Origin of the sequence: Granulicoccus phenolivorans DSM 17626 = NBRC 107789 = JCM 15570 (assembly GCF_000423085.1) — a bacterium.
In the GTDB taxonomy this organism is placed as follows: Bacteria; Actinomycetota; Actinomycetes; order Propionibacteriales; family Propionibacteriaceae; genus Granulicoccus; species Granulicoccus phenolivorans.
On the sequence record NZ_AUHH01000022.1, the window covers coordinates 22,959 to 46,454 of the forward strand.

22 protein-coding genes are annotated in these 23,496 nt (G+C 68.9%); 5 read left to right on the plus strand and 17 right to left on the minus strand.

Annotated elements, in window-relative coordinates; translation table 11 throughout:
• Positions 1–84 precede the first annotated feature (84 nt).
• The gene (locus G531_RS21760) at positions 85–1,365 is read right to left on the minus strand and encodes an MFS transporter (RefSeq protein ID WP_211221822.1); all 1,281 of its coding nucleotides are present in this window, start codon (positions 1,363–1,365) and stop codon (positions 85–87) included.
• A 179-nt stretch (positions 1,366–1,544) separates the two neighbouring features.
• Here G531_RS21760 and G531_RS0110260 point away from each other — a divergent pair, with 179 nt between their 5' ends.
• Together G531_RS0110260 and G531_RS0110265 are read left to right on the plus strand one after the other, a co-directional pair.
• The gene (locus G531_RS0110260) at positions 1,545–2,219 is read left to right on the plus strand and encodes a hypothetical protein (RefSeq protein WP_026927198.1); all 675 of its coding nucleotides are present in this window, start codon (positions 1,545–1,547) and stop codon (positions 2,217–2,219) included.
• A 74-nt stretch (positions 2,220–2,293) separates the two neighbouring features.
• The gene (locus tag G531_RS0110265; protein WP_026927199.1) at positions 2,294–3,175 is read left to right on the plus strand and encodes an IclR family transcriptional regulator; all 882 of its coding nucleotides are present in this window, start codon (positions 2,294–2,296) and stop codon (positions 3,173–3,175) included.
• 18 nt (positions 3,176–3,193) lie between these two features.
• Here G531_RS0110265 and G531_RS0110270 read toward each other — a convergent pair whose 3' ends face one another.
• Positions 3,194–3,649 carry a ribose-5-phosphate isomerase gene (locus G531_RS0110270; RefSeq protein ID WP_026927200.1) on the minus strand — a complete coding sequence of 152 codons (456 nt, stop codon included), beginning with the start codon at positions 3,647–3,649 and terminating at the stop codon, positions 3,194–3,196.
• Between the two features lie 106 nt (positions 3,650–3,755).
• On the opposite strand from G531_RS0110270, the gene G531_RS0110275 reads away from it, so the two are divergent.
• Positions 3,756–4,304, plus strand: coding sequence for a YbhB/YbcL family Raf kinase inhibitor-like protein (locus G531_RS0110275; protein WP_026927201.1), 549 nt, complete (start codon positions 3,756–3,758; stop codon positions 4,302–4,304).
• A 103-nt stretch (positions 4,305–4,407) separates the two neighbouring features.
• Here G531_RS0110275 and G531_RS0110280 read toward each other — a convergent pair whose 3' ends face one another.
• Positions 4,408–4,953 carry a YceI family protein gene (locus G531_RS0110280; RefSeq protein WP_026927202.1) on the minus strand — a complete coding sequence of 182 codons (546 nt, stop codon included), beginning with the start codon at positions 4,951–4,953 and terminating at the stop codon, positions 4,408–4,410.
• Between the two features lie 80 nt (positions 4,954–5,033).
• Positions 5,034–6,902 carry an aspartate--tRNA ligase gene (gene aspS / locus G531_RS21765; protein ID WP_051215331.1) on the minus strand — a complete coding sequence of 623 codons (1,869 nt, stop codon included), beginning with the start codon at positions 6,900–6,902 and terminating at the stop codon, positions 5,034–5,036.
• Positions 6,903–7,062: 160 nt separating this feature from the next.
• On the opposite strand from aspS, the gene G531_RS24565 reads away from it, so the two are divergent.
• Positions 7,063–7,857, plus strand: a complete 795-nt coding sequence (locus G531_RS24565) for a HEAT repeat domain-containing protein (protein WP_051215332.1) — start codon at positions 7,063–7,065, stop codon at positions 7,855–7,857.
• A 24-nt stretch (positions 7,858–7,881) separates the two neighbouring features.
• Here the strand turns inward: G531_RS24565 and hisS are convergent, their stop codons facing one another.
• The gene (hisS, locus tag G531_RS0110295) at positions 7,882–9,207 is read right to left on the minus strand and encodes a histidine--tRNA ligase (RefSeq protein ID WP_026927203.1); all 1,326 of its coding nucleotides are present in this window, start codon (positions 9,205–9,207) and stop codon (positions 7,882–7,884) included.
• On the minus strand, positions 9,204–9,938 hold the full coding sequence (locus G531_RS0110300) for an MBL fold metallo-hydrolase (protein WP_026927204.1): 735 nt from the start codon (positions 9,936–9,938) through the stop codon (positions 9,204–9,206). Before G531_RS0110300 ends, hisS begins: the two co-directional genes overlap by 4 nt.
• A gap of 106 nt (positions 9,939–10,044) precedes the next feature.
• On the opposite strand from G531_RS0110300, the gene G531_RS0110305 reads away from it, so the two are divergent.
• Complete coding sequence (locus G531_RS0110305) at positions 10,045–11,289, plus strand: DUF349 domain-containing protein (protein WP_026927205.1); 1,245 nt, start codon at positions 10,045–10,047, stop codon at positions 11,287–11,289.
• A 114-nt stretch (positions 11,290–11,403) separates the two neighbouring features.
• Here G531_RS0110305 and G531_RS0110310 read toward each other — a convergent pair whose 3' ends face one another.
• From G531_RS0110310 to G531_RS24575, 11 genes are all read right to left on the minus strand, one after another.
• On the minus strand, positions 11,404–13,683 hold the full coding sequence (locus tag G531_RS0110310) for a RelA/SpoT family protein (RefSeq protein WP_081684016.1): 2,280 nt from the start codon (positions 13,681–13,683) through the stop codon (positions 11,404–11,406).
• Between the two features lie 183 nt (positions 13,684–13,866).
• Positions 13,867–14,991, minus strand: coding sequence for a potassium channel family protein (locus tag G531_RS21775; protein ID WP_051215333.1), 1,125 nt, complete (start codon positions 14,989–14,991; stop codon positions 13,867–13,869).
• Positions 14,988–15,527 (minus strand): adenine phosphoribosyltransferase, encoded by a 540-nt coding sequence (locus G531_RS0110320; protein ID WP_026927207.1) that lies wholly within the window; start codon positions 15,525–15,527, stop codon positions 14,988–14,990. Before G531_RS0110320 ends, G531_RS21775 begins: the two co-directional genes overlap by 4 nt.
• Before the next feature lie 2 nt (positions 15,528–15,529).
• The gene (secF, locus tag G531_RS21780) at positions 15,530–16,897 is read right to left on the minus strand and encodes a protein translocase subunit SecF (RefSeq protein WP_051215334.1); all 1,368 of its coding nucleotides are present in this window, start codon (positions 16,895–16,897) and stop codon (positions 15,530–15,532) included.
• A complete protein-coding gene (gene secD, locus G531_RS0110330) occupies positions 16,897–18,408 on the minus strand; it encodes a protein translocase subunit SecD (protein WP_174522488.1) in 1,512 nt (503 codons plus the stop codon). Before secD ends, secF begins: the two co-directional genes overlap by 1 nt.
• A 99-nt stretch (positions 18,409–18,507) precedes the next feature.
• Entirely contained in the window at positions 18,508–19,077 is a 570-nt protein-coding gene (gene yajC, locus G531_RS24570; RefSeq protein ID WP_051215335.1) for a preprotein translocase subunit YajC, read from the minus strand.
• A 141-nt stretch (positions 19,078–19,218) separates the two neighbouring features.
• Positions 19,219–20,250 carry a Holliday junction branch migration DNA helicase RuvB gene (gene ruvB, locus G531_RS0110340; protein ID WP_026927209.1) on the minus strand — a complete coding sequence of 344 codons (1,032 nt, stop codon included), beginning with the start codon at positions 20,248–20,250 and terminating at the stop codon, positions 19,219–19,221.
• Positions 20,251–20,328: 78 nt separating this feature from the next.
• Positions 20,329–20,925, minus strand: a complete 597-nt coding sequence (gene ruvA, locus G531_RS0110345) for a Holliday junction branch migration protein RuvA (protein ID WP_026927210.1) — start codon at positions 20,923–20,925, stop codon at positions 20,329–20,331.
• A complete protein-coding gene (gene ruvC / locus G531_RS0110350) occupies positions 20,925–21,458 on the minus strand; it encodes a crossover junction endodeoxyribonuclease RuvC (protein WP_211221824.1) in 534 nt (177 codons plus the stop codon). Before ruvC ends, ruvA begins: the two co-directional genes overlap by 1 nt.
• A gap of 213 nt (positions 21,459–21,671) precedes the next feature.
• A complete protein-coding gene (locus tag G531_RS0110355) occupies positions 21,672–22,424 on the minus strand; it encodes a YebC/PmpR family DNA-binding transcriptional regulator (protein ID WP_026927212.1) in 753 nt (250 codons plus the stop codon).
• An 8-nt stretch (positions 22,425–22,432) separates the two neighbouring features.
• The gene (locus G531_RS24575; protein ID WP_051215336.1) at positions 22,433–23,470 is read right to left on the minus strand and encodes a GNAT family N-acetyltransferase; all 1,038 of its coding nucleotides are present in this window, start codon (positions 23,468–23,470) and stop codon (positions 22,433–22,435) included.
• Positions 23,471–23,496 lie beyond the last annotated feature (26 nt).

Consider the following 23,496-nt stretch of genomic DNA (forward strand, 5'->3'; position numbering starts at 1 on the left):
CCCGATCCTGCCACCAGGAGGCCCGGAAGGGCCGATTTCGGCCGATTCGGACCGGCTGGTGGCAGGATCGGGACACCTCGAGGCTCAACCCTGGCGGGATTCGGCGGGATCGTGGCCGACCTCGGTCAGCTCGCGATCCTTGGTCTCCGGCAGCCAGAAGAACACGATGATCGCGGCCAGCAGGTAGAACGCCGCGGTGATGGTCAGTGCCCCGCCCACCCCAAACCTCGCCGAGGCGAAGCCGACGATGGCCGGTGCGGTCGCGCTGATCGCCCGGGCCCCGTTGTAGATGAAGCCCTGGGCGAAGGCGCGCACCTCGGTCGGGAACAGCTCGGCGAAGGTGGGCCCGAAGCCGGAGTAGAAGCCGGTCCCGAACAGCGCCATGATGACCGCGAAGATCATCACCAGCACCGGGTTCTGCAGGTTGATGAAGATCGGCACGCAGACCGCTGCGATCACGAAGTAGGCGATGAAGGTCTTGCGCCGGCCGATCCGGTCGGCGACATAGCCGAAACTGATGAAGCCGAACCAGGCCCCCACCTGCATGATCACGATCCACAGGGTCGACCCGATCAGGTCCATCCCCCGGCCACCCTCGGCGACCGGGGTGCCCAGGTAGTTCGGGATCCAGGTGAACAGACCCCAGTAGCCGAGCATGGCGGCGGTGGTGAAGGCCAGGCAGATGAAGAACGGCTTGGCATAACCGGTGGCGAACAGTTTCGCGAAGGCCTGCCGCACGGTCAGCTTCTCCGCCTTCTCCCAGGCCTCGGACTCATCGGTGTGGCGGCGGACCCACAGCGTCAGCAGGGCGGGCAGCACCCCGAAGAAGAAGGCCCAGCGCCAGCCCAGGGTCGGTGCGAAGATCGCGACCACGATCGCGGCCAGGGCATAGCCGACGGCGAAGGCGCTCTGCACCCAGGCCATCACCCGGCCCCGGACCTTGGCCGGCCAGGTTTCGGTGACCAGCGCGGCACCGGCTCCCCATTCGCCGCCGACGCCGATCCCGACGACGATCCGGAAGGCCATCAGCATGCCCATACTCGTGCTGAGGCCGCACAGCACCGTGCCGATCGAGTAGGTCAGGATCGACAGCACCATCGACTTCTTGCGCCCGATCCGGTCGGCCAGCAATCCGAACAGCAGGCCACCGGCCGCCGAGGCAACCAGCGCGAACGAGGCCGCCAGCCCCGCCATGCCGCGGTCGGAGTTGAACTCCTTGATCACATAGCCGATGACCATCGAGAAGATGATCAGATCCATCACATCCAGCGCCCAGCCCAGGAAGGCTGCGGCGAAGACGTTCCACTGTTGGCGGGTGCGCCCGCGCCACCACGGCTCGCGGTCGGTATCCACTGTTCGCGTCACCGGTATCTCCTTTGATTGTTCTGTTCATCAGGACATGTGTCATGTCCATCGTGATCCAGAGGGACGGTAGCAAGATTTCCAGGAAGACTTCAAGCGGTTGTCCTTTTGGTTGATACCTGTGTACTGTTCATTGAGACACGACCCGTCAGTGGAGTCGCTGCGCCGAAAGGAAGCACCAGATGACCGTCCGCACCATGAGGCTGTTCGAGGACCGGATCGAAGCCGGGGCCAAGCCGATCTACCTCCCCTACGGCGATCGCGCGATCTTCGTACGCGAGGGCGCCGCCCACTTCGTCACCCCGAGCACGCACCAGTACCTGAGTGCCGATCTGGCCTACGCCGGCGACGATCAGCTCACCCTCGAGGTGGAGAGCCTGGCCGCGGTGCTGTGGCGCTTCGAGCTGGCCGACGGCACCGACCTGGCCGACGAGGCGTTCGCGCTGCGGTCGGCCCCGCAGGCCACCAGCGAACTCAAGTTGGCCGTCGACTTCGACCTGGACGATCGCTACGACTGGCTGCTGCGCTGCGACACCGTCACCTTCCCCGCCGGTGGGGTCGCCTGGACGCACCTGCACCAGGGCCCCGGCCTGCGGATCACCCGGTACGGCGAGATCACCATCGAGACCGACGGCACCACCCGCACCCACGGCCCCGGGGACCCCTGGGCGGAGTTCGGCGTCCTGCCGGTCCTGGCGCCGACCACGCCGCACGAGGCCACCAGCTTCACCCGCTGTTTCGCCCTGCCGGCCCAACTGAAGGGGGTCAGCTCCCTGCGCACCGTCCATGCCGAGGACCGGGCCAAGCCGAACACCCAGAGCTACCGGGTCCTCGCCGAGTACGCGATGGACGCCTGAGCCCGACTACCCTGGACCGGCCACCCTTGCCTGTCCCCGCATTCCCCGCATCCGAGACGTCCGAGGAACCAGCTGTGACCACCTCCCCCGCCGACACCGGCGGCGCCGCCCCGACCGATCCGGACACCCCGGACCCCGGCAGCCCGCCCGCCCCCGACTCCCCCGAGACCGGCGCGTCCAACTCGCCGACCCTGCTGGCCCTGCGCCTGCTGGAGGTGATGCTGCGCCGCGACGGGGACTGGGGGGTTTCCGAACTGGGGGCCGAACTCGGGCTGGCCCGCGGCCGGGTGCACCGCCATCTGACCCTGCTCACCGAGGCGGGTTACCTGTCCCGCAACGCCGAGACCCGCCGCTACGGCCTGGGCTGGCGACTGATCCTGATGGGCCGCACCATCGGGCAGCGCTCCCCGGTGGTGACCATTGCCGCGCCGGTGATGGCGACGCTGAGCGAACAGGTGGGCAACACCATCGTGTTCTCCCAGGTCACCGACTCCGGCATCGTGGTCACCGAGACCCTCAGCAGCAGTTCCACCCTGGGCGTCAGTTTTCCGCCCGGCACGAACTTCGCGTACAACTCCTCGGCCCAGGGCAAGGTGGCGCTCGCCTTCGCCGATGCCGCTCAGAAGGCCCGGTGGTCCGGGCTCACCGACGAGCGGCGTACGCCGGCCACGATCACCGATCCGGAGGAACTGTGGGCCCAGGTTGCCGAGGCCCGCTACCGGGGCTGGGCGACCGCGCCGAACGAGACCTTCGACGGGATGAATGCCCTGGCCGCGCCGGTCCTGGGACACGACGGGCTGATCGCCGGGACGCTGGCGATCGTCGCCCCCGGCGGGGTGATTCCCGAGCAGCCGCACCCCGAACAGGTGACCGCACTGCTGGCCGCGGCCGTGGAGATCTCGTTGAACCTGGGGTGTCCGCGCGAAAAGCTGCCGGCCGCCCTGCGACAGGCCTGAGCCGGCGCCGCCGCGGGCCTACTCCAGGGAGCCGGTCTCCTCGTAGTGCGCCAGTTTCGCCAGCCGGCGTACGTGTCGCTCCTCGCCGCTGAACGGGGTCTCCAGGAACGCCTTCACGATCTGCCAGCCCTCGTCGAGAGTCTGCATCCGCCCACCCAGGCTGACGACGTTGGCGTCGTTGTGCTGCCGGCCCAACCGGGCCAGTTCGACGTTGTACGCCAAGGCCGCCCGGCACCCCTTGACCTTGTTGGCCGCGATCTGCTCGCCGTTGCCGGACCCGCCCAGCACGATGCCGAGTTCGCCGCCGGCCGCGACCGCCTCGGCACACGGAATCACCGTGTCGGGGTAGTCGTCGTCGGCGTCATAGCTGGTCGCACCGTGATCGACGACCTCGTACCCGTGTTCGGTGAGCTGCTCGACCAGGTACTCCTTCAGATCGAAGGCGGCATGATCGGTGGCGATGTGGACGCGCATGGCGTCAGCGTACGCCGCCGGGCCGGAGGGTGGCCTGCCGGGCCGACCGCGGGGTTCCTAGACTGACCGGGACCGGCACCCGCCGCCCCACCGCAGGAGAGGACCCATGGCCCAGTTCACCAACTCCCCCTTCGCCAACCTGAATCAGGTCGAGATCTTCCAGCTGACCAGCTCCGACATCGCCGACGGGCAGCCGCTGAGCGGGCGTTACCTGTCCGGTCGGATGCAGATCCCCGGCGGCCAGGACGTCTCGCCGCAACTGAGCTGGTGGGGGTTCCCCGCGGAAACGAAGTCCTTTGCGGTGACCATGTACGACCCCGACGCCCCGACCCAGGGCGGCTGGTGGCACTGGGCGGTCTGCGACATTCCGGCCGCGGTGACCGAACTGCCCACCGACGCGGGCAACCCGGAGAAGAACCTGCTGCCCGAACAGGCCCTGGCGCTGAACAATGACGCCGGCTTCCCCGGCTACCTGGGCTGCGCTCCGCCGGCCGGCCACGGCCCGCACCGATACTTCTTCGTCGTGCATGCGGTGGATGTGGAGTCGCTGGGCCTGCCCGCCTCGGCCACCCCGAACATGCTCGGGTTCAACCTGTTCTTCCACTCGATCGGCCGCGCCACGCTGCAGGGCACCTTCGAGCTGCCGGCGCAGTAGCCGCGCCGCCGGGCCGGGTCCCGGATCCACCCCGGAAACAGCAGACGACCCGGACACCGAGGTGTCCGGGTCGCCCAGTGCTGCCGCCGAGGTGGTCGGTGGGTCAGGCCTGCTTGATCGCGGAGATGTCGAAGATCAGCTTGACCTTCTCCGAGACCAGCACGCCGCCGGTCTCCAGCGCGGCGTTCCAGGTCAGGCCGAAGTCCTTGCGGTTGACGTCGAGCTCGCCCTCGAAGCCGATCCGCTCGTTGCCGAAGGGATCCTTGGCGCCGCCGGTGAACTCCATCGGCAGGGTCAGCTGGTGGGTCTCACCCTTGATGGTGAAGTCGCCGGTGATCTCGAAGACGTTGCCGTTGTAGGCCACGTTGGTGGACTTGAAGGTCATGGTCGGGAACTGCTCGGCGTTGAAGAAGTCGCCGGAGACCAGGTGGCCGTCCCGGCCCTCGTCGCGGGTGTTCACCGAGGAGACCTGGACGGTGACGTCGACCGAGGAGTTCTCCGGGTTCGCGCCGTCGGCCACGATGGTGCCGGTGAAGTCATTGAAGCTGCCGCGGACCTTGGTCACCATCGCGTGACGCGTGGTGAAGCTGAGGCTGGAGTGCGACGGGTCGATGGCGTAGGTACCGGTGAGCGACTGCAGGTCGGTCATATGAAGCTCCTTGTGTGTTGTTCAGCTTTCAACTAGATCTTAGACGGATCAAGTTCAAAGTTCAACTATTTACGTCTGAATCAGTTGTCGCCGGCAGATGAACTTTTGGTGTCCTGCTGCTTCGCGGCCTGCTGCGCCTTCGGGTCCGCCTGTGCCTTCGGGTCCTGCTTGGCGTCCTCCGGCTTCGGCTTGAAGTCGACGCCGGCCTCCCGGCGCTGCTTGGCCGTGATCGGCGCCGGGGCCGCGGTGAGCGGGTCGTAGCCGCCACCGGACTTCGGGAAGGCGATCGCGTCACGGATGGAGTCCACGCCGGCCAGCAGGGCCACGATCCGGTCCCAGCCGAACGCGATGCCGCCGTGCGGCGGGGCGCCGAAGGAGAACGCGTCGAGCAGGAAGCCGAACTTCTCCTCGGCCTCATCCTGGCTGATCCCCATCACCGCGAAGACCCGCTCCTGCACGTCGCGCCGGTGGATACGGATCGAGCCACCGCCGATCTCGTTGCCGTTGCAGACCAGGTCATAGGCATAGGCCAGCGCGCTGCCCGGATCGGTGTCGAAGGTGTCCAGGCACTCCGGCTTGGGAGAGGTGAAGGCGTGGTGCACCGCGGTCCAGGCGCCCTCGCCGACGGCGACGTCACCGGCGGCCACGGCCTCGGATGCGGGTTCGAACAGCGGCGCGTCGACCACCCACAGGAAGGACCAGGCGGATTCGTCGATCATGCCGGTACGCCGGGCGATCTCGACCCGGGCGGCACCCAGCAGTTCCTGGGCGCCCTTGCGCTTGCCGGCCCCGAAGAAGATGCAGTCTCCCGGCTTCGCGCCGACGAACTCGGCCAACCCGGCCCGCTCGGTGTCGGAGATGTTCTTGGCGACCGGGCCGCCGAGTTCGCCCTCGGGGCTCACCGTCACGTACGCCAGGCCCTTCGCCCCGCGCTGCCGGGCCCACTCCTGCCAGGCGTCGAAGGTACGCCGGGGCTGGTCGGCCCCACCGGGCATCACGATCGCGCCGACGTACTCGTTCTGGAAGACCCGGAACGGGGTGTTCGCGAAGAACTCGGTGACCTCCACGATCGGGTTCTCGAAGCGCAGATCGGGCTTGTCCGAGCCGTACTTGTCCATCGCCTCGCGATAGGTGATCCGCGGGAACGGGGTGGTCAGGTCCACCCCCTGAATCGCCCAGACGGCCTTGGCGATCGCCTCGCCGAGTTCGATCACGTCCTCCTGGTCGACGAAGCTCATCTCGATGTCGAGCTGGGTGAACTCCGGCTGCCGGTCGGCGCGGAAGTCCTCGTCGCGGTAGCAGCGGGCGATCTGGTAGTAGCGCTCCATGCCGCCGACCATCAGCAACTGCTTGAACAGCTGCGGGGACTGGGGCAGGGCGTACCAGTTGCCCGGCGAGAGCCGCGCCGGGACCAGGAAGTCGCGCGCCCCCTCCGGGGTGGACCGGGTCAGCGTGGGGGTCTCGATCTCGACGAAGTCGCGCTCGCCGAGTACCGCGCGGGCGGCCTGGTTGACCTTGGAGCGCAGTCGCAGGACGTTGCCCGACTGCGGACGGCGCAGGTCGAGGTAGCGATACTTCAGCCGGGTCTCCTCGCCTACCTGGGTGTGCTCGTCGATCTGGAACGGCAGCGGCGCCGACGGGTTCAGCACGATCAGCTCGCGGATCGCGACCTCGATCTCGCCGGTGGGGATGTTGGAGTTCACGTTCTCCGGCGTACGCCCGTCGACCACGCCCGTGACGCTGACGCAGAACTCGTTGCGCAGATCGTGGATCCCGGCCGACTCGAGGTATTCGTCGCGGACGACCACCTGGCAGGTTCCGGTGGCATCCCGCAGATCGATGAAGGCCACTCCCCCATGGTCGCGTCGCTTGGCCACCCAGCCGGCCAGGGTCACGGTGCTGCCGATGTCCTGGGTACGCAGGGTCCCGGCATCATGGGTACGGATCACGATATTCCTCTCTGTCTGCCTCGCCCGACCGGTCCGCATAGACGGTGCGGCCCGGTGCGCCCTACCGGCGCGGCGAAGACTTCCCGAATCTTAGCCAGAAACCGTGCGGGTGCCGTGCGCGCCCGCGGGCGCTAGTCTCATCGGGTCGAGAGGACCTTCTATGAGCACCGGCCCGCAGCACTCGGAATCGGCCGACCCGATCGCCCAGTTGGCCGATCCGGACCCCAATGTGCGCTATCGCGCCGCGATGGAGTTGGGGACCCGCGGGGACGCCGCGATCGGGCCCGCACTGGCCCGGGCCCTGGGCCCGGAGGAGGATGCCCGGGTCCGCGAGATGCTCACCTGGGCCACGGTGCAGCACGCCGAGGATGCGATGGACGAGCTGATCGGTCAACTGGGCGACCCGGACCCGGCCGTGCGGGCACAGACCCTGCACGTGCTGTCCAAGATCGGCGAGCCGCGGGTGGCCCCGTTCGTGGTGCCGCTGATCGCCGATACCGAGCCGATGGTGGCGATCCGGGCGTACCGGGCCGCGGCCGCGACCGGTCGTGCCGAGGTGATCGAGCCGCTGCTCGCCCGGCTGGGTGACGGCGAGGAGGTTCAGCGCGACCAGTTGGCCCGCAACCTGGTGCTACTGGGAACCGCCGCTGTGCCGGGGCTGATCACCGCCACCGCCGATCCCCGTCCCCGGGTACGCCTGCACGCCCTGGAGACCCTCGCCGGACTCGGCGGACCGGCGGCGGATCCGGCCGCGGCCGCGATCGCGGTGCAGCTGGACGACCCGGACACCGAGATCGCCATCGCCGCGGTGATGGCGCTGGGCGAGCTCACCGACGAGGTCTCCCTGGCCGCCCTGGCCCGGACCGCCGACGGCGCGGACCGGGAGCTCGCCCTGATCGCGCACCGGCTGCTGCCGATCCGGCATGCCCGGGCCCGCGACAGTTCCGACGACTGACCCAGAGCCCCTGCCGGTACCGGTTTACTCGCTCGGGCGTACGCCGGGCCGCAGGTCGCTCACCGGCGGCTGCCAGGTGGCGGGATCGGCCGCGACCTGGTCCCCGGAGCGAATGTCCTTGACCTGATCGGCCCCGAACCAGACGAACGGGATGCCCCGCCGATCGGCATAGCGGATCTGCTTGCCGAACTTGTCCGCCTTGGGCGCCACCTCGGTCGGGATCCGCCGGGCCCGCAGCTGTTGGGCGATCGCCACCGCGGCGTCCCGGGTCTCCTCGGAATCCACCGCGACCAGCACTGCGCTGGGGACACTGCGATCGGCGGCCAACAGGCCTTTGGAAATCAGCGGGGCCAGGATCCGGGTGACCCCGAAGGAGAAGCCGACCCCCGGATAGGTCTGTTTGCCGTCGGAGGCCAGCGAGTCGTAGCGGCCGCCGGAGGCCACCGAGCCCATCGATTCGTGGCCGACCAGTTCGGTCTCGTAGACGGTGCCGGTGTAGTAGTCCAGGCCGCGGGCGATCTTCAGGTCGGCGACGAGTCGGCCCGGCACCGCGGCGGCGGCCGCCTCGACCAGGTGGGCCAGCTCGGCCAGGCCCTCCTCGAGCAGGTCGGAGGTCACCCCCAGCGCCCGCACCTGCTCCACGAAGGACGCGTCGGCGCTGCGGATGTCGGCCAGCGCCACGCACTGCGCGGCGACCGATTCGGCGAGCCCGAGTTCGGTGACCAGCAGTTCGGTCACCTTGGCCGGGCCGATCTTGTCGTACTTGTCGACCCGCTGGAGCACGGCCGCGGTGTCGGTGATGCCCAGGCCCTCGTAGAAGCCCTGGGAGAGCTTGCGGTTGTTGACGTGCATCAGCACCGGCGGGATGCCGAGTTCGGTGTGCAGCCGCTCGAAGGCCTCCAGGGCCACCAGCGGGATCTCCACGTCGTGGTGGGCGGCCAGGGTCTGCGAGCCGACGATGTCGATGTCGGCCTGCCGGAACTCGCGATAGCGCCCTTCCTGGGGCCGCTCCCCGCGCCAGACCTTCTGGATCTGGTAGCGCCGGAACGGGAAGTCGAGGTGGCCGGAGTTCTCCAGCACGTAGCGGGCGAAGGGGACGGTCAGGTCGAAGTGCAACGCCATGTCGGCGGCGTCGGTGTCCTCGGCGTGCAGCCGGCGTACGGTGAAGATCTCCTTGTCGATCTCACCCTTGCGGCTGAGCACCTCGATCGGTTCGACCGCCCGGGTCTCGATCTCGGCGAAGCCGTGCAGTTCGAAGGTCTCGACCAGCACCTCCAACACCCGCCGTTCGACCATCCGGCCGCGGGGCAGGAATTCGGGGTAGCCGGAAATCGGCCGGGGTCGGCTCATCGCTCATCCTTCTTCGCATCGTGGTTCGCCGGCATCGGGAGCCCGAGGGCCTCCGGACGCAGGTAGGGATTGTGGGCGCGTTCGGCGCCGATCGAGGTCTGCCGGCCGTGTCCGGGCAGGACGGCGGCACTGTCGGGCAGCGCCAGGACGACCTCGCGCAGGGTACGGGTCATCGCCGCCGGGTCTCCCCCGGCCAGATCGGTGCGCCCGATCGACTGCTGGAACAGCACGTCCCCGGTGCAGATCACTTCGCTGATCGCCGGGTTGGCCGGGTCGGCGTACGGAAAGCGGAGCAGGGTCGAGCCCGCGGTGTGACCGGGGGCGTGCGCCAGGCCGATCCGAAAGCCGCCCAGTTCCACCACCTCGCCGGTGAGATCGTGCACCCGAGCCGGTTCGGCGAACGTGGCGCGCCCGGCCAGCGAGGCCAATTGACCGGCCATCTGCGGTCCCAGGCCGGCGCCGGGGTCACTGAGCAGGTGCCGGTCGGCCGGATGGATCCAGACCGCCAGATCGAACTCGGCGCACAGTTCCTCCACCGCGGCGATGTGGTCGACATGGCCGTGGGTGAGCACGATGCCTGCCGGCCGCAGCCGCTGCTCGGCGATGATCCGGCGTACCGGCTCGGCGGCACCCACCCCCGGATCGACGATCACACACGCTGTTCCCGCGGCCTCGGCGACCAGATAGCAGTTGGTCTGGAAGGCACCGGCGGGAAAGGAGGCGATCAGCACAGCGGCTGAGTCTAGCGTGCCGATCCCCCGCGCTCGGAGTCGACCGCGGGGTGCCACTCGGTGTTCTCGCCGGTATTGCCGCCGGGAATGGTGCAAGATGGAGCGCATGAGTGAAAGCCCCAATCCCACTTCGTTCGGTCGGGTGGAGGCTGACGGCACCGTCTATGTGACTGTCGGCGACACCGAGCGCATGGTGGGCCAGGTCCCCGACGCCACGCCCGATGAGGCCATGGCGTTCTATGTCCGGCGGTTCGAGGCCCTCGAGGTTGAGGTCGGCCTGCTCGAAGCACGGGTACGCGCCGGCAAACTGTCTCCCGACGAATCACGCAAGTCGATCGCCACCGCCCGCACGGCCGTGGTGGACGCGAACGCCGTCGGTGACCTCAAGGGGTTGGAGGCCAGGTTGGACGCCCTGGCACCGTTGCTGAGCGAACAGGCCGAGGCCCGCAAGGCGGTCAAGGCCCAGCAGAACGAAGAGACCCGGGCGGCCAAGGAGAAGATGGTCGCCGAGGCGGAGAAGCTGGCCGCCGGCACCGACTGGCGCAACGGGGTCACCCGGTTCCGGACCCTGCTCGATGAGTGGAAGCAGTTGCCCCGCATCGACAAATCCACCGATGACGCCCTGTGGCACCGCTTCTCCTCCGCCCGGACGCAGTACACCCGGCGCCGCAAGGCCCAGTTCGCCGAGCAGGCCACCAAGCGGGAGGCGGCGAAGACGGTCAAGGAGAAGATCATCGCCGAGGCCGAGGTGCTGGCCTCCTCCACCGAATGGGGCCCCACCGCCGGCGGGTTCCGCGACCTGATGCAGCGCTGGAAGGCGGCCGGGCCCGCCCCGCGCGACGTCGATGAGAAGTTGTGGCAGCGCTTCCGGGGCATCCAGGACACCTTCTTCCAGGCCCGGACCGCGGCGATGGCCGAGCAGGATTCGGAGTTCCGGGGCAACCAGGAGGCGAAGGAGAAGCTGCTGGCCGAGGCCGAGCAGTCCATCCTGCCGGTGCGGGATCCGAAGGTGGGGCGCGCCCGGTTCCGGGATTTCCTGGCCCAGTTCAACGAGCTCGGCAAGGTCCCCCGCGATGCCATGCGGCCGATCGACAACCGGGTGCGCGCGTTGGAGCAGGCGGTGAACGAGGCCGAGCAGGAGCAGTGGCGGCGTACCGATCCGGCCGCGCGCGAGCTGGCCGAGGGGACCGCGAACAAGTTCCAGGCCAAGATCGACGAACTCGAGGCGAAGGCGGCCAAGGCCGAGGGCCGCGGGGACGCGAAGAAGGCCGCCGAGCTGCGTTCCTCCGCCGAGTCCTACCGGGCGCTGCTGGCGCCGGCGAAGAAGGCGGCCGAGGACTACCGCGGCTGACTCTCACCACCCACTCCCGAACACCCCCGCGGGGCGCCGATCGAGCCGATCGGCGCCCCGCAGTGTGTTGTCCGGCCGTGCGCCCGAGCGGTTCCGCCGTGGCGCCGCGGGCGGTTACTGGGTCACCCGGTAGACGTCGTAGATCCCGGGGATGGCGCGGATCGACTTGAGCAGCGCCTCCAGATGTTTGGTGCCCGGGGTCTCGAAGCCGAGGCGTGCCTTGAAGATCCGGTCGCGGCTGGTGTTGACCGTGGCGGAGGTGATGTTCACGTGATGCTCGGTGACCACCCGGGTGACCTCGGTGAGCAGGCCTTTGCGATCCAGGCCCTCCACCTCCACGTTGACCATGAAGGAGGTCGTCACGTTCGGGATCCAGGAGACCTCGACCAGCCGTTCGGGGTGGGTCATCAGTTCGGCGGCATTGGTGCAGTCGCGCCGGTGTACCGAGACGCCAGAGCCCCGGGTGACGAAGCCGATGATGTCGTCGCCGGGGACCGGCGTACAGCACTTGGCGAGTTTGACCCACAGGTCGGCATCGCCCTCGATGGCGATCCCGGCGCTGTCGGCGTTGCCGGACTTGCGGCGCGATCCGCGACTGCTGCGTTCGGCGACCTCGGCGGCGGCCTGTTCCGGTCCGCCCTCGAGCTGGACCAGCCGCTGCACCACCGCCTGCGCGCTCACCGTGCCCTCGCCGATCGCGGCGTACAGCGACGGGATGTCGGCCAACCGGAAATGGCTGGCCACCTCGGTCAGGTGCACTCCGGTGAGGATCCGCTGCAGCCCGAGCCCGGCCTTGCGGACGGCCCGGGCGAGTTCCTCGCGGCCGAGTTCGATCGATTCCTCGCGACGCTCCCGGGTGAAGTAGTGCCGGATCTTGTTCCGCGCCCGCGGGCTCTTGACGAAGTTCAGCCAGTCCCGGCTGGGGCCGGCCCCCTCGGCCTTGGAGGTGAGCACATCGACCACATCGCCGTTGTGCAGTTCGGACTCCAGCGGCACCAGCCGCCCGTTCACCCGGGCCCCGACACACCGTTCGCCGACCTCGGTGTGGATGGCGTACGCGAAGTCGACCGGCGTCGCACCCTGGGGCAACTGCAGCACATCGCCCTTGGGGGTGAACACGTACACCTCACCGGTGTTGATCTCATAGCGCAGGGTGTCCAGGAACTCGTTCGGATCGACGGTTTCCTGCTGCCATTCGGTCAGCGAGCGGACCCAACTGAGATCGGTTCCGTCGCTGCTCACCGACGAGGTGCCCTTGGGCCGCTCCTTGTACTTCCAGTGGGCGGCGACACCGTACTCGGCACGCCGATGCATGTCCCAGGTACGGATCTGGAACTCCACCGGCTTGGCCGAGGGCCCCAGCACCGTGGTGTGCAGCGACTGGTACATGTTGTACTTCGGCATCGCGATGTAATCCTTGAACCGGCCCGGGAGGGGGTTCCAGCGCACGTGCAGGACGCCGAGTGCGGCGTAGCAGTCGCGAGTGTTCTCGACCAGGATCCGCATCCCGACCAGGTCGTAGATGTCGGTGAAGTCGCGACCGCGCACGACCATCTTCTGGTAGATCGAGTAATAGTGCTTGGGTCGCCCGGTCACCGAGGCCTTGATGTGGGCCTCCTTGAGGTCGGCCTCGACCTGTTCGGTCACCTCCCGCAGCATCTTCTCCCGGCGCGGGGCCCGCTCGGCGACCAGTTGCACGATCTCGTCGTACACCTTGGGCTGCATCGTGGAGAAGGCGAGGTCCTCCAGTTCCCACTTGATCGCGTTCATGCCCAACCGATGCGCCAGCGGGGCGAAGATCTCCAGGGTTTCCTTGGCGATGCGGACCTGCTTGTCCGGCCGCAGAAAGTGCAGGGTCCGCATATTGTGCAGCCGGTCGGCGAGCTTGATCACCAGCACCCGGATGTCGCGCGACATCGCCACGATCATCTTCCGGATGGTCTCGGCCTGGGCGGATTCGCCGTAGGTGATCTTGTCCAGCTTGGTGACCCCGTCGACCATGGTCGCCACCTCGGTGCCGAAGTCGGCGGTGAGCTGTTCCAGGGTGTAGGAGGTGTCCTCGACGGTGTCGTGCAGCAGCGCCGCCACGATGGTCGGCTCGGTCATGCCCAGTTCGGCCAGGATCGTGGCGACCGCCAGCGGATGGGTGATGTAGGGGTCCCCGCTCTTGCGGGTCTGGTCGCGGTGATAGTGCTCCGCGGTCCGGTACGCCCGGCCGACCACGGCGGTGTCGGCCTTCGGGTGATTCGATTTGAGCACCTTGAACAGGGGTTCCAGCACCGCCGCCTGGGGCTGTCGGGGCGCACCCAGGCGCGCCAGCCGGTGCCGCATCGACATCCGGGGCTGTTCGGGTCCGGTGGAGAAGCGATCCAGCTGGTGCCCGGCGGCCGGCATCGACGGCGTGCTCGCAGCAGGCTCCTCCGGGCGTACCGGAGTCCGGGAACCGGTGTTCGTGGATTCGCTCAACGGGCTCCTCGAGGGTGCGTGCCACTACTGTGGGCTGACTGAAGTGCGCCCAGTGTACTGCCCAGCCAGCGGCTGTGGGAGGGGCTCGGTGCAGCGGCGAATCCGCCGGACTCAGTCGTCGGTGAGGCTGCCCCGGTCGCGTTCGAAGACGACCCGCTCCTCGATGTCGCGAACCTCCTTGGGCGCATCGGCCTTGCGGACCACGACCAGCTTGTCGCCGGCCTCCAGTCGTGCCACGACCGGGTCGTAGTAGCGGCGCAGGGTGCGATTGCGGACCACCGCCACCACCCGCTCCGGGGTGATGTCGATCGGTGCCTTGCCGACCTCCTCGGGGGCCACCTGACGCTCGCCCACCTCCAGGCCCACCCCGGAGGTGAGCAGATCCTCGAAGGTGGATCCGATCGCCGGGCTGACCGCGGCCAGGCCGAGCAGGCGGCCCACCGCGGCCGAGGACGTGATCACCGCGTCGGCCCCGCACTGACGCAACAGGGCGACATTGACCCGTTCCCGGACCGCGACCACCAGATGGGCGGTCGGGTTGAGCTGCCGGATCATCAGCGAGGTGAGAATGGTGGTGTCATCGCGGTCGAGGGTGACCATCACTTCCCTGGCCTTGGAGATCTCGGCGCGTTGCAGGGTCTCCCGGCGCGAGGCGGGGCCCTGGATCGCGGCGATGCCGTCGGCGTTCGCGTCGGCGATGGCCTGCGCGGCGCTGTCGATGGCCACGATCCGGGTCAGGTCCTTGCCGTGGCGTTCCAGCGTACGCAGGGCCGAGCGCCCCTTGGTGCCGTAGCCGATGATGACGATGTGATTGCGCATCCGCCTTCTCCAACGGTTGTCCATCATGACGCGACGGCCCTCGGTGGCCAGCACCTCGAGGGTGGTTCCCACCAGCAGCACCAGGAAGATGATGCGCAGCGGGGTGATCACCACCGCATTGATCAGCCGGGCATGCTCGGCCACCGGAGTGATGTCGCCGTAGCCGGTGGTGGTGACGGTGACCGTCGCGTAGTAGAACGCGTCCAGCAGCGAGATCCCGTCACCGTTGGTGTTGTCCCGGTAGGAGCCCCGGTCCAGCCACACGATCAGGGTGGTGATCACCAGCAGCATCAGCCCAATCGCGCCGCGCATCAGCAACTGCTTGGTCGGGGACTGCTTCTGCTGACTGGGCAGCGACACCATCGCTTCGTCGGTGCTCCCGATGTTGCCCAGCGGATCGGGAATCAGACTGCTCATGCGACGGTGAGGATCGCCGAAATGTCGGTGACGCCGGCATCGGCGAGCCGGGTCCGACCACCGAGGCCGACCAGTTCCAGCAGCACCGAGACGCCGACGAGTTCGGCCGACAGGTCCGCCACCAGGGACGCGACCGCGCCCACCGTGCCGCCGGTGGCCAGGATGTCGTCGACGACCAGCACCCGGGCGCCGGGGCGTACCGCATCGGCGTGCACCTGGAGGGTGGCCGAGCCGTACTCCAACTGGTAGTCCTCCGAATGCACCTCCCGCGGCAGCTTGCCCGGCTTGCGGACCGGGACGAAGCCGCAGCCCAGTTCGCGCGCGACCACCGAGCCCAGGATGAACCCGCGGGCCTCCATCCCGAACACCGCGTCCACCGGACCGGGGAACGCCTCCCCCAGCGCCCTGGTGGCGACCGCGAACCCCTCCGGGTCGGCCAGCAGCGGCGTGATGTCCTTGAAGGTGACCCCGGGTTCGGGGAAGTCGGGCACGTCGCGGATCAGGCCGGAGATCAGCTCGGTGGTGGACGCGCTCATCGTCAACTCCTGCGCTTGCTACGGGGCTGGTTGCGGGGCTGCTGCCGCGGGGACCGCTGCGGTTGGGTGTGCACCTGGCTCACCCGGATCTCGACATTGGGTCTGCCCGCGGACTCGGCGTCGCCGGGTTCGGACTCGCTGGTGGCCTCCACCGAACCCACGGTATCGGCAGGGTCGGCCGAGTCCGGCGGCGGTGTCGTGGTCTCGGTCGCGTCCGCCTCGTCGGCGGTCGCCGCGTCCTCGCTCTTCCGCTTCTTCGCGCTGCGGCCCGCGGCCCCGGGGAGGGCGTCGGTCCGCCCGATGGACTTGTGGTACGCGATCAGTGCGGGCTCGCGGCGCTTCATGTCGTTGAGCATCGGGGTGGCGATGAACAGCGAGGAGTACGCGCCGGCGATCATGCCGATCAGCAGGACCAGGCCGAGGTCCTTCAGCGGGCCGGTACCGAGCACGACGATGCCGGCGACGAGCAGCGCGATGACCGGCAGCACGCCGATGATCGTGGTGTTCACCGAGCGGACCAGGACCTGGTTCAGCGCCATGTTGGCCGCCTCCCCATAGGTCTGGCGACGTTCCCGCATCCGGGCGCCGGTGTTCTCCCGGACCTTGTCGAAGACCACCAGGGTGTCGTAGAGCGAGTAGCCGAGGATCGTCAGCATGCCGATCAGCGTCGACGGGGTGAAGGTGAACCCGACGATCGCATAGATCCCGATGGTGATCACCAGGTCGTGCAGCAGTGCGGTGATCGCGGCCAGCGACATCTTCAGGTCCCGGAAGTAGACCCAGATCAGCACCATCACCAGGGCCAGGAACACCACCAGGGCGATGATCCCCTGCTGGGTGATCTGTTTGCCCCAGGAGGCGCCGATCAGGCTGTAGGCGACCTGGTCGGGTTGGATCCGGGCCTCATTCGCCAGGGCCTGGCGGACCAGCGGGACCTCGGTGTTGGAATCCAGGGTGCGGGTCTGGATCCGGACGGTGTTGTCGCCCAGCGTGGTCACCTGGGCCTGGTCCAGATCCGGTACGCCGGACTCGGTCACCGCGCGGCTGAAGTCGGCGACGGTGGTGCTGGTGACCTTGGTCGGGACCTGGAAGTCGGCGCCGCCGGTGAACTCGATGCCGAGGTTCAGCCCGCGGATCGCGATGCCCAGCACGCAGATGATCAGCAGCACCGCGGAGATCTTGTACCAGCGCTTGGAGTTGCCGACGAAGTCGTAGCTGGTCTTGCCGGTGTACAGCCGGTGGGCCAGGCCGCCCGCGGCCTCGTGGGAGATGTTGTCCTCGCTGGCCTCAGCAGGGCTGGGCGCGGACCCGGGCTCCTCGGTGCCGCGGACCTTCGCCGGGCCGGATGCCTTGCGGGATTCGCTGGCCATCACGCCTCCTTCGGGGTGGTGCGGGTACGGGCGCTGACCGCGCTGCTGCGCGAGCCGCGCCGGGCGAACCGGCCGGTGAGACTGCGTACGCCCAACCGGTCGGCTTCCAGACCGGAGAACGGGCGGCCCTCGCCGAAGAACTTGGTACGCACCAGCAGCGACATCAGCGGTTTGGTGAAGCAGAAGATGATCGCGACGTCGATCAGGGTGGTCAGGCCGAGGGTGAACGCGAAGCCCTTGATGCCGCCCATGGCCAGGATGAACAGCACCGTCGCCGACAGCAGGTTCACCGCGTCGGAGATCAGGATGGTACTGCGACTGCGTTTCCAGCCGGTTTCCACCGCCGAGCGCAGGGATCTGCCCTCTCTCACCTCATCGCGGATGCGTTCGAAGTAGATGATGAAGGAGTCCGCGGTGGTCCCGATCGCCACGATGGCGCCGGCGATGCCGGGCAGGTTCAGCGCGAAGCCCACGTTCTGCCCCAGCAGCACCATGATCGCGTACGTGGCGGCCGCGGCGACGGCCAGCGAGAGCACCACCAGCAGGGCGAGGCCGCGGTAGTAGAGCACCGCGAAGGCGACGACCAGGATCAGGCCGATGATGCCGGCGATGATGCCGGCCCGCAGTTGGTCCCCACCCAGGGTCGGCGAGACGTTGTCGACCGAGCTGACATCGAAGGCCAGCGGCAGTGAGCCGTACTTGAGCACGTTGGCGAGTTCATTCGCCGACGCCTCGTTGAACGACCCCGAGATCTGGGCCTGACCGCCCGGGATCGCCTCGTTCACCGTCGGCGCGGAGATGGTCTTGCCGTCCAGCACGATCGCGAAGGAGTTCGTCGGGGCGTACTGGGACTGGGGCACGTTGGCCGACAGGGTGCGGGTGGCGTCCTCGAACAGCTTGGCGCCCTGGTCGTTGAACTGCAGGTTCACCACCCACTGCAGCTGGCCCTGCGGAATCCCGGCGGTGGCGGTCTTGAGGTCCTGCCCGGAGACGATGGTGGGACCCAGCAGGTATTTCATCGTTCCCTCGCGGTTGCAGGAGAACAGCGGGGCGTTCGGGGTCTCGACGAACTTGTCGTTGCAGGTCCAGCTGAGGAACTCGGTCTGGATCTGCTGGTCGGCGCTGGGGTCCCAGCTGAGCTTCTGTTCGGCCGGGATGTCGGCCAGCGGCTTGGCCGGGGCCAGCGGCAGGTTGGTCGCGGGCTCGGGGGTGGTCGGCAGCGCGAACTTGACCGCCCGGAAGCTCAGCACGGCGGTCTGGCCGACCATGCGCACCAGTTCGTCCTGCTGGACGTTGGGAACGCTGACCTGGATCTCCCGGTCACCGGAGGTGGTGACCTCCGATTCGCCCACGCCCAGGGAGTCGACGCGGTTCTGAACGATGGTGCGGGCCTGCTCCAGCGATTCCGCGGTCGGTGCGCCACCGTCGGTGGTCCGCGCGGTGAGGGTGATCGTCGTGCCGCCGCGCAGGTCCAGACCGAGCTTGGGCGACCAGGTGTGCTGGACGGCCATCGTCACGAACAGGCCTGCGAGCACCACCAGGAAAATCACCAGGGTGCGGATCGGATGACCGTACTTTGCCACTGTCTTCGTGCTCCCCGGGGTGGGTGGTCAGTTCTTCTTCGGATCGGCCTTTGGGTCGCCCGGTTCGTCGGTGCCGGGGGCACCTTCGCCGGGCTTGGCGTCGGGGGCGCTGTCGCCGGGCTTGGTGGCATCGGAGTGCGGGGTGGCCTCGGCCTGCGCGGTGGGATCGGCGTGGGCGGCCGGATCGGTGTCGGACGCCTCGGCGGCCTCGTTCAGGCGCCGGTCCAGATCGTCCTGCTCGGCGTGGGGGAACTCCCCGATCCGGTCATCATGCAGCCCGGGGTCGGAATCCAGCACCGGCCATTCGTTCAGGTCGTCGATCTGCTGATGCGGAAGCTTGACATCCGGGGTCGGGCGCGCGATCAACTGGTTCAGCACCAGGACCTCTTCGCCCTCGGACAGCTCGACCACGGCGTTCTCGCCCTCGCGCCGGATGAAGGTGGCGTAGAAGCCGTTCTGCAGCAGCACGGTGGTGCCCTCGGTCAGCTCATTGATGGTCCGCTTCTGCTGTTCCTGCCGCTTCTTGTTCGGCCGCAGGACCATGAAGTAGAAGATTGCCACCATGGCCACGATGAGGACAATCGTGAATGCGTCCACTGAGTTTCCCTTCGCTCACGGCCCACCGGACCCGTTGTCGGATCCGTCGCATGCGCCGACTGCCGGAGTCTACCCACGAATCCGGCAAAACCCCGACTCCCGACACCCCCGGCGCCGGCGGTCCCGGTACCCGGTGCCGGCTCAGCGGGCCCCGAACAGCCCCGCCTGGTCCCATCCCTGGGGTGGGGTGAGGCCCAGGTGTGCCCAGGCCGCCGGGGTCGCCACCCGGCCGCGCGGCGTACGCATCAGGAAGCCCTGCCGCACCAGGAAGGGCTCGGCCACCTCCTCGAGGGTCTCGGCCTCCTCGGCGACCGCCATCGCGAGGGTGCCCAGGCCGACCGGACCACCACCGAAGTTGCGGCACAGCGCGGTGAGCACGTTGAGATCGAGTCGATCCAGGCCCAGTTCGTCCACCTCGTACAACTCCAGCGCCGCCCGGGCCGTGGCCAGATCGCCCCGGCCGTCGCCGTGCACCTCGGCGAAATCGCGGACCCGGCGCAGCAGCCGGTTGGCGATCCGGGGGGTGCCGCGGGAGCGGCCGGCGATCTCGGCGGCGGCGTCCTCGGCCAGCTGGATCCCGAGTACGCCGGCCGAGCGGCGCAGGATGCCGATCAGGTCGGCGGGTCGGTAGTAGTCGAGCTGGGCGGTGAACCCGAAGCGGTCCCGCAGCGGTCCGGGCAGCAGCCCGGCGCGGGTGGTCGCCCCGACCAGGGTGAAGCGGGGAATCTCCAGCGGAATGGCGGTGGCGCCGGGGCCCTTGCCCACCACCACGTCGACGCGGAAGTCCTCCATCGCCAGGTAGAGCATTTCCTCGGCCGGTCGCGACATCCGGTGGATCTCGTCGAGGAAGAAGATCTCCCCCTCGACCAGGCCGGACAGGATCGCGGCCAGGTCGCCGGCGTGCTGGATGGCCGGGCCCGAGGAGATCCGCAGCGGTGCCGACATTTCGGCGGCGATGATCATCGCCAGGGTCGTTTTGCCCAGTCCGGGCGGTCCGGACAGCAGGACATGGTCGGGTACCTGACCGCGGCCCCGGGCGGCGGCAAGCACCAGGCCGAGCTGGTCGGCGACCCGGGGTTGGCCCCGGAATTCCGCCAGGGTGCCCGGCCGTAGTGCTGCTTCCTCGGCCGATTCGGCCGGGTCCGCGTGCGGGTCCACCGGTGAGTGTTCCATCCACGATCCTTCCTGACCGGCGAGCGGTCCGCCGGGTCGAGGGTACCCGGGTCCGGGCCGGGCCCCGGGTTCGGCGAGCTACTTGGCCAGGGTCTGCAGGGCCGCGCGCATCAGCACCGCGACGTTGTCCTCGGTCTCGGCCAGCGGCGCCACCCGGTCGCAGGCGGCCTCGGCATCCTTGGTGGACCAGCCGAGCCCCTGCAGCCCGGTGCTGACCTGCTCGCGCCAGGGTTCGCTCACCGGCGCCGCGACCGCCGCCGGCCCGGTGCCGGCGAAGCCGATCACCTTGCCCTTGAGTTCCAGCACGATCCGTTGGGCGCCCTTCGGGCCGATGCCGGGGACCCGGGTCAGCGTCTTGTGGTCGCCGGCCTCGACGGTTGCGGCGAGTTCGCCGGGGCTGAGCACAGACATGATCGCCAGGGCGAGCTTGGGCCCGACCCCGGAGGCGCCCAGGCAGAGCTCGAAGCAGTCCCGCTCCTCGCTGGTGGCGAAGCCGTAGAGCGTCTGCGAGTCCTCCCGGACCACCAGATGGGTCTGCAGGTGGGTCGCCTCGCCCAGGCGTACGCCGGCGGCCGTGGCGGGCGTACACAGCACCCGGAACCCCAACCCCTGCAGATCCAGGTCGACCCAGGTGGCCCCGGCCGCGCAGACGGTGCCGTGCAGATGGGTGATCATCACTGTCCTCCGGCCCGGGTGTTCTTGGCCCGCTGTTGCTTGGCGATGGCCTCGGCGTACCGATTGCTGGTGCCCCCGCGCCAGACCTGGCAGATGGCCAGCGCGACCGCATCGGCGGCGTCGGCCGGTTTCGGGGGTTCACTCAGCCGCAGGATCCGGGCCACCATGCTGCCGACCTGGTCCTTGTCGGCCCGTCCCGAGCCGGTGATGGCGGCCTTGACCTCACTGGGAGTGTGCTGGGCCACCGGCATCCCCCGCCGGGCGCCGACCAGCATCGCCACGCCGGCCGCCTGGGCGGTGCCCATCACGGTGTTCACGTTGTGCTGGGCGAATACCCGCTCGACGGCGACCACGTCGGGCAGCCAGGCGGCGGCGAGTGCGTCGATCTCGGCCTCGATGGTGACCAGCCGGCGCGGGGTGTCCAGGGTGGCGTCGGTGCGGATGACCCCGACCTGGAGCAGCTGCGGCGGTTGGCCGGGCCGCCCCTCGACGACGGCTACCCCGCATCGGGTCAGGCCCGGATCGATGCCCAGGACCCGCATGACACCGCGCACCGGCGACCACCCCTTACCTCGATCGGCCCCGGCGGGACGCACGCGGCCGGGTCAAGCCGGTTCAGCCTAGCCCGCGCTCCCGTTCGAACACGTGAGCGACTCGCGCGAGCGACATCAAGCACGTGAGCGACTCGCGCGAGCGACATCAAGCACGTGAGCGACTCGCGCACGTCCGGGACCCGATCCGGACCGTCAGTCCTCCGGCTGGTCGGGGGCGTTGTAGTTGGCGAAGACGTTCTGGACGTCGTCACAGTCCTCGAGGGCGTCGATGATCCGCTCGACCTTCTCCGCGGTCTCGGCGTCCACGTCGGTGTCGTAGTCCGGGAGGAAGGAGACCTCGGCGGATTCGTAGTCGATCCCGGCTGCCTGGACGGCCTTGCGCACCTCGACCACATCGGAGGGATCGGACTGGATGGTGAAGCCCTCGCCCTGATCCAGCACTTCTTCGGCGCCGGCTTCCAGGGTGGCCTCGAGCAGTTCGTCCTCGGTCACCGTCCGGCCGTCCTGCTGCTTGGCGATCTCGACCACACCCTTGCGCTGGTAGATACGGGAGACCGAACCGGCATCGGCCATCGAGCCGCCGTTGCGGGTGACCGCGACCCGGACCTCGGAGGCCGAGCGGTTGCGGTTGTCGGTGAGGCATTCGATCAGCAGCCCGACCCCGCCGGGGGCCATCGCCTCGTAGAACAGGGTCTCGTAGTTGACCGCGTCGGCGCCCTCACCGGCTCCGCGCTTGACCGCGCGATCGATGTTGTCGTTGGGTACCGAGGACTTCTTGGCCTTCTGGATCGCATCGTAGAGCGTCGGGTTACCGGCCGGATCGCCTCCGCCGAGCCGCGCCGCGACCTCGACGTTCTTCACCAGCTTGGCAAACAGCTTGCCCCGCTTGGCATCGATGACGGCCTTCTTGTGCTTGGTGGTTGCCCACTTGGAGTGTCCCGACACCGGGCACCTCACTTTCCCTTGATCTGCTCGCGGACGTGCTCCAGGCACTCGGTGCGCTGGTACTGCACGATCGTGTCCGTGGCTTCGTATCCGACCGAACGATACAGCGCCAGCTCGGTCTCCTCGGTGTCCCCCGCAACGTGAGCCGAGGGTCGGGTGTCCACACCGAGGCCGGCGCTGGACATGCCGACCTCGGCGAAGGTCCGCAGCGACTCCACCAGCAGGCCGCGGCCGATCCCCCGGTGCCGGTAGTCGGGGCGTACGCCGAGCCGGTCGGTCCAGCCCTCGGGGAAGCGGCTGTCGGGGTCGTTGCAGGAGTTCAGGGCGTACCCGACCACAGTGTCCTCGGCGTCGACCACGACCCAGGACCAACTCGGGCGGGCGTTCGGCCGCGCCAGCGACTCGGTCCATTCCTGGGCGCTGATCTCCTCGGCCCCGAACGCGTCGGCGAAGACCGCATTGTGCGCCTGCCGGGTGGCCTCGCTGAGCTCGGGGCCGAACTTCACCAGCCGCAGCCCCGCGCCGCACGCGCAGCGCTCGGGCAGTTCGTGGACCAGGTCGCGGTGCAGATCGAAGAACCAGCGGTACTCCTGGAAGCCGGCGTGCTCGTACATCCGGCGCCGGGTGGTCAGGTGCGCGTCCGCGGTGGTGTACATCTCCAGGTCGGTTTCCAGCGGGCCGCGATTCTCCCACCACCAGCGGCGGGTCATCTGCATCTGCCACTCCAGCAGGTGCCGGCCGATGCCCTTGTGCCGGTACGCGGGGTGGACGCCGCCGCGCAGGTTCACCCGGCCGATCGGGGAGTCCTGACCGGCGTCCCAGGGGATGTTCCACCCGACCGCCAGGAGGGTGTCCTGGGCCCGTCCGGCGATGACGAGCTCGGGGTGTCCGCTGGGGAAACTTTCGATGATCTCGGTCTCGCTCATCCGTTCGGCCGAGTTGTCGAAGTAGTAGATCCCGTGAACCAGGCCGATCACATCGGACATATCCGCCTGGGTCGGAGTTGACCAGGTCAACGGTGTCACGTCATCGAGGACGTGCGTCATACCCACCTCCTGAGGTCACGGCGCCA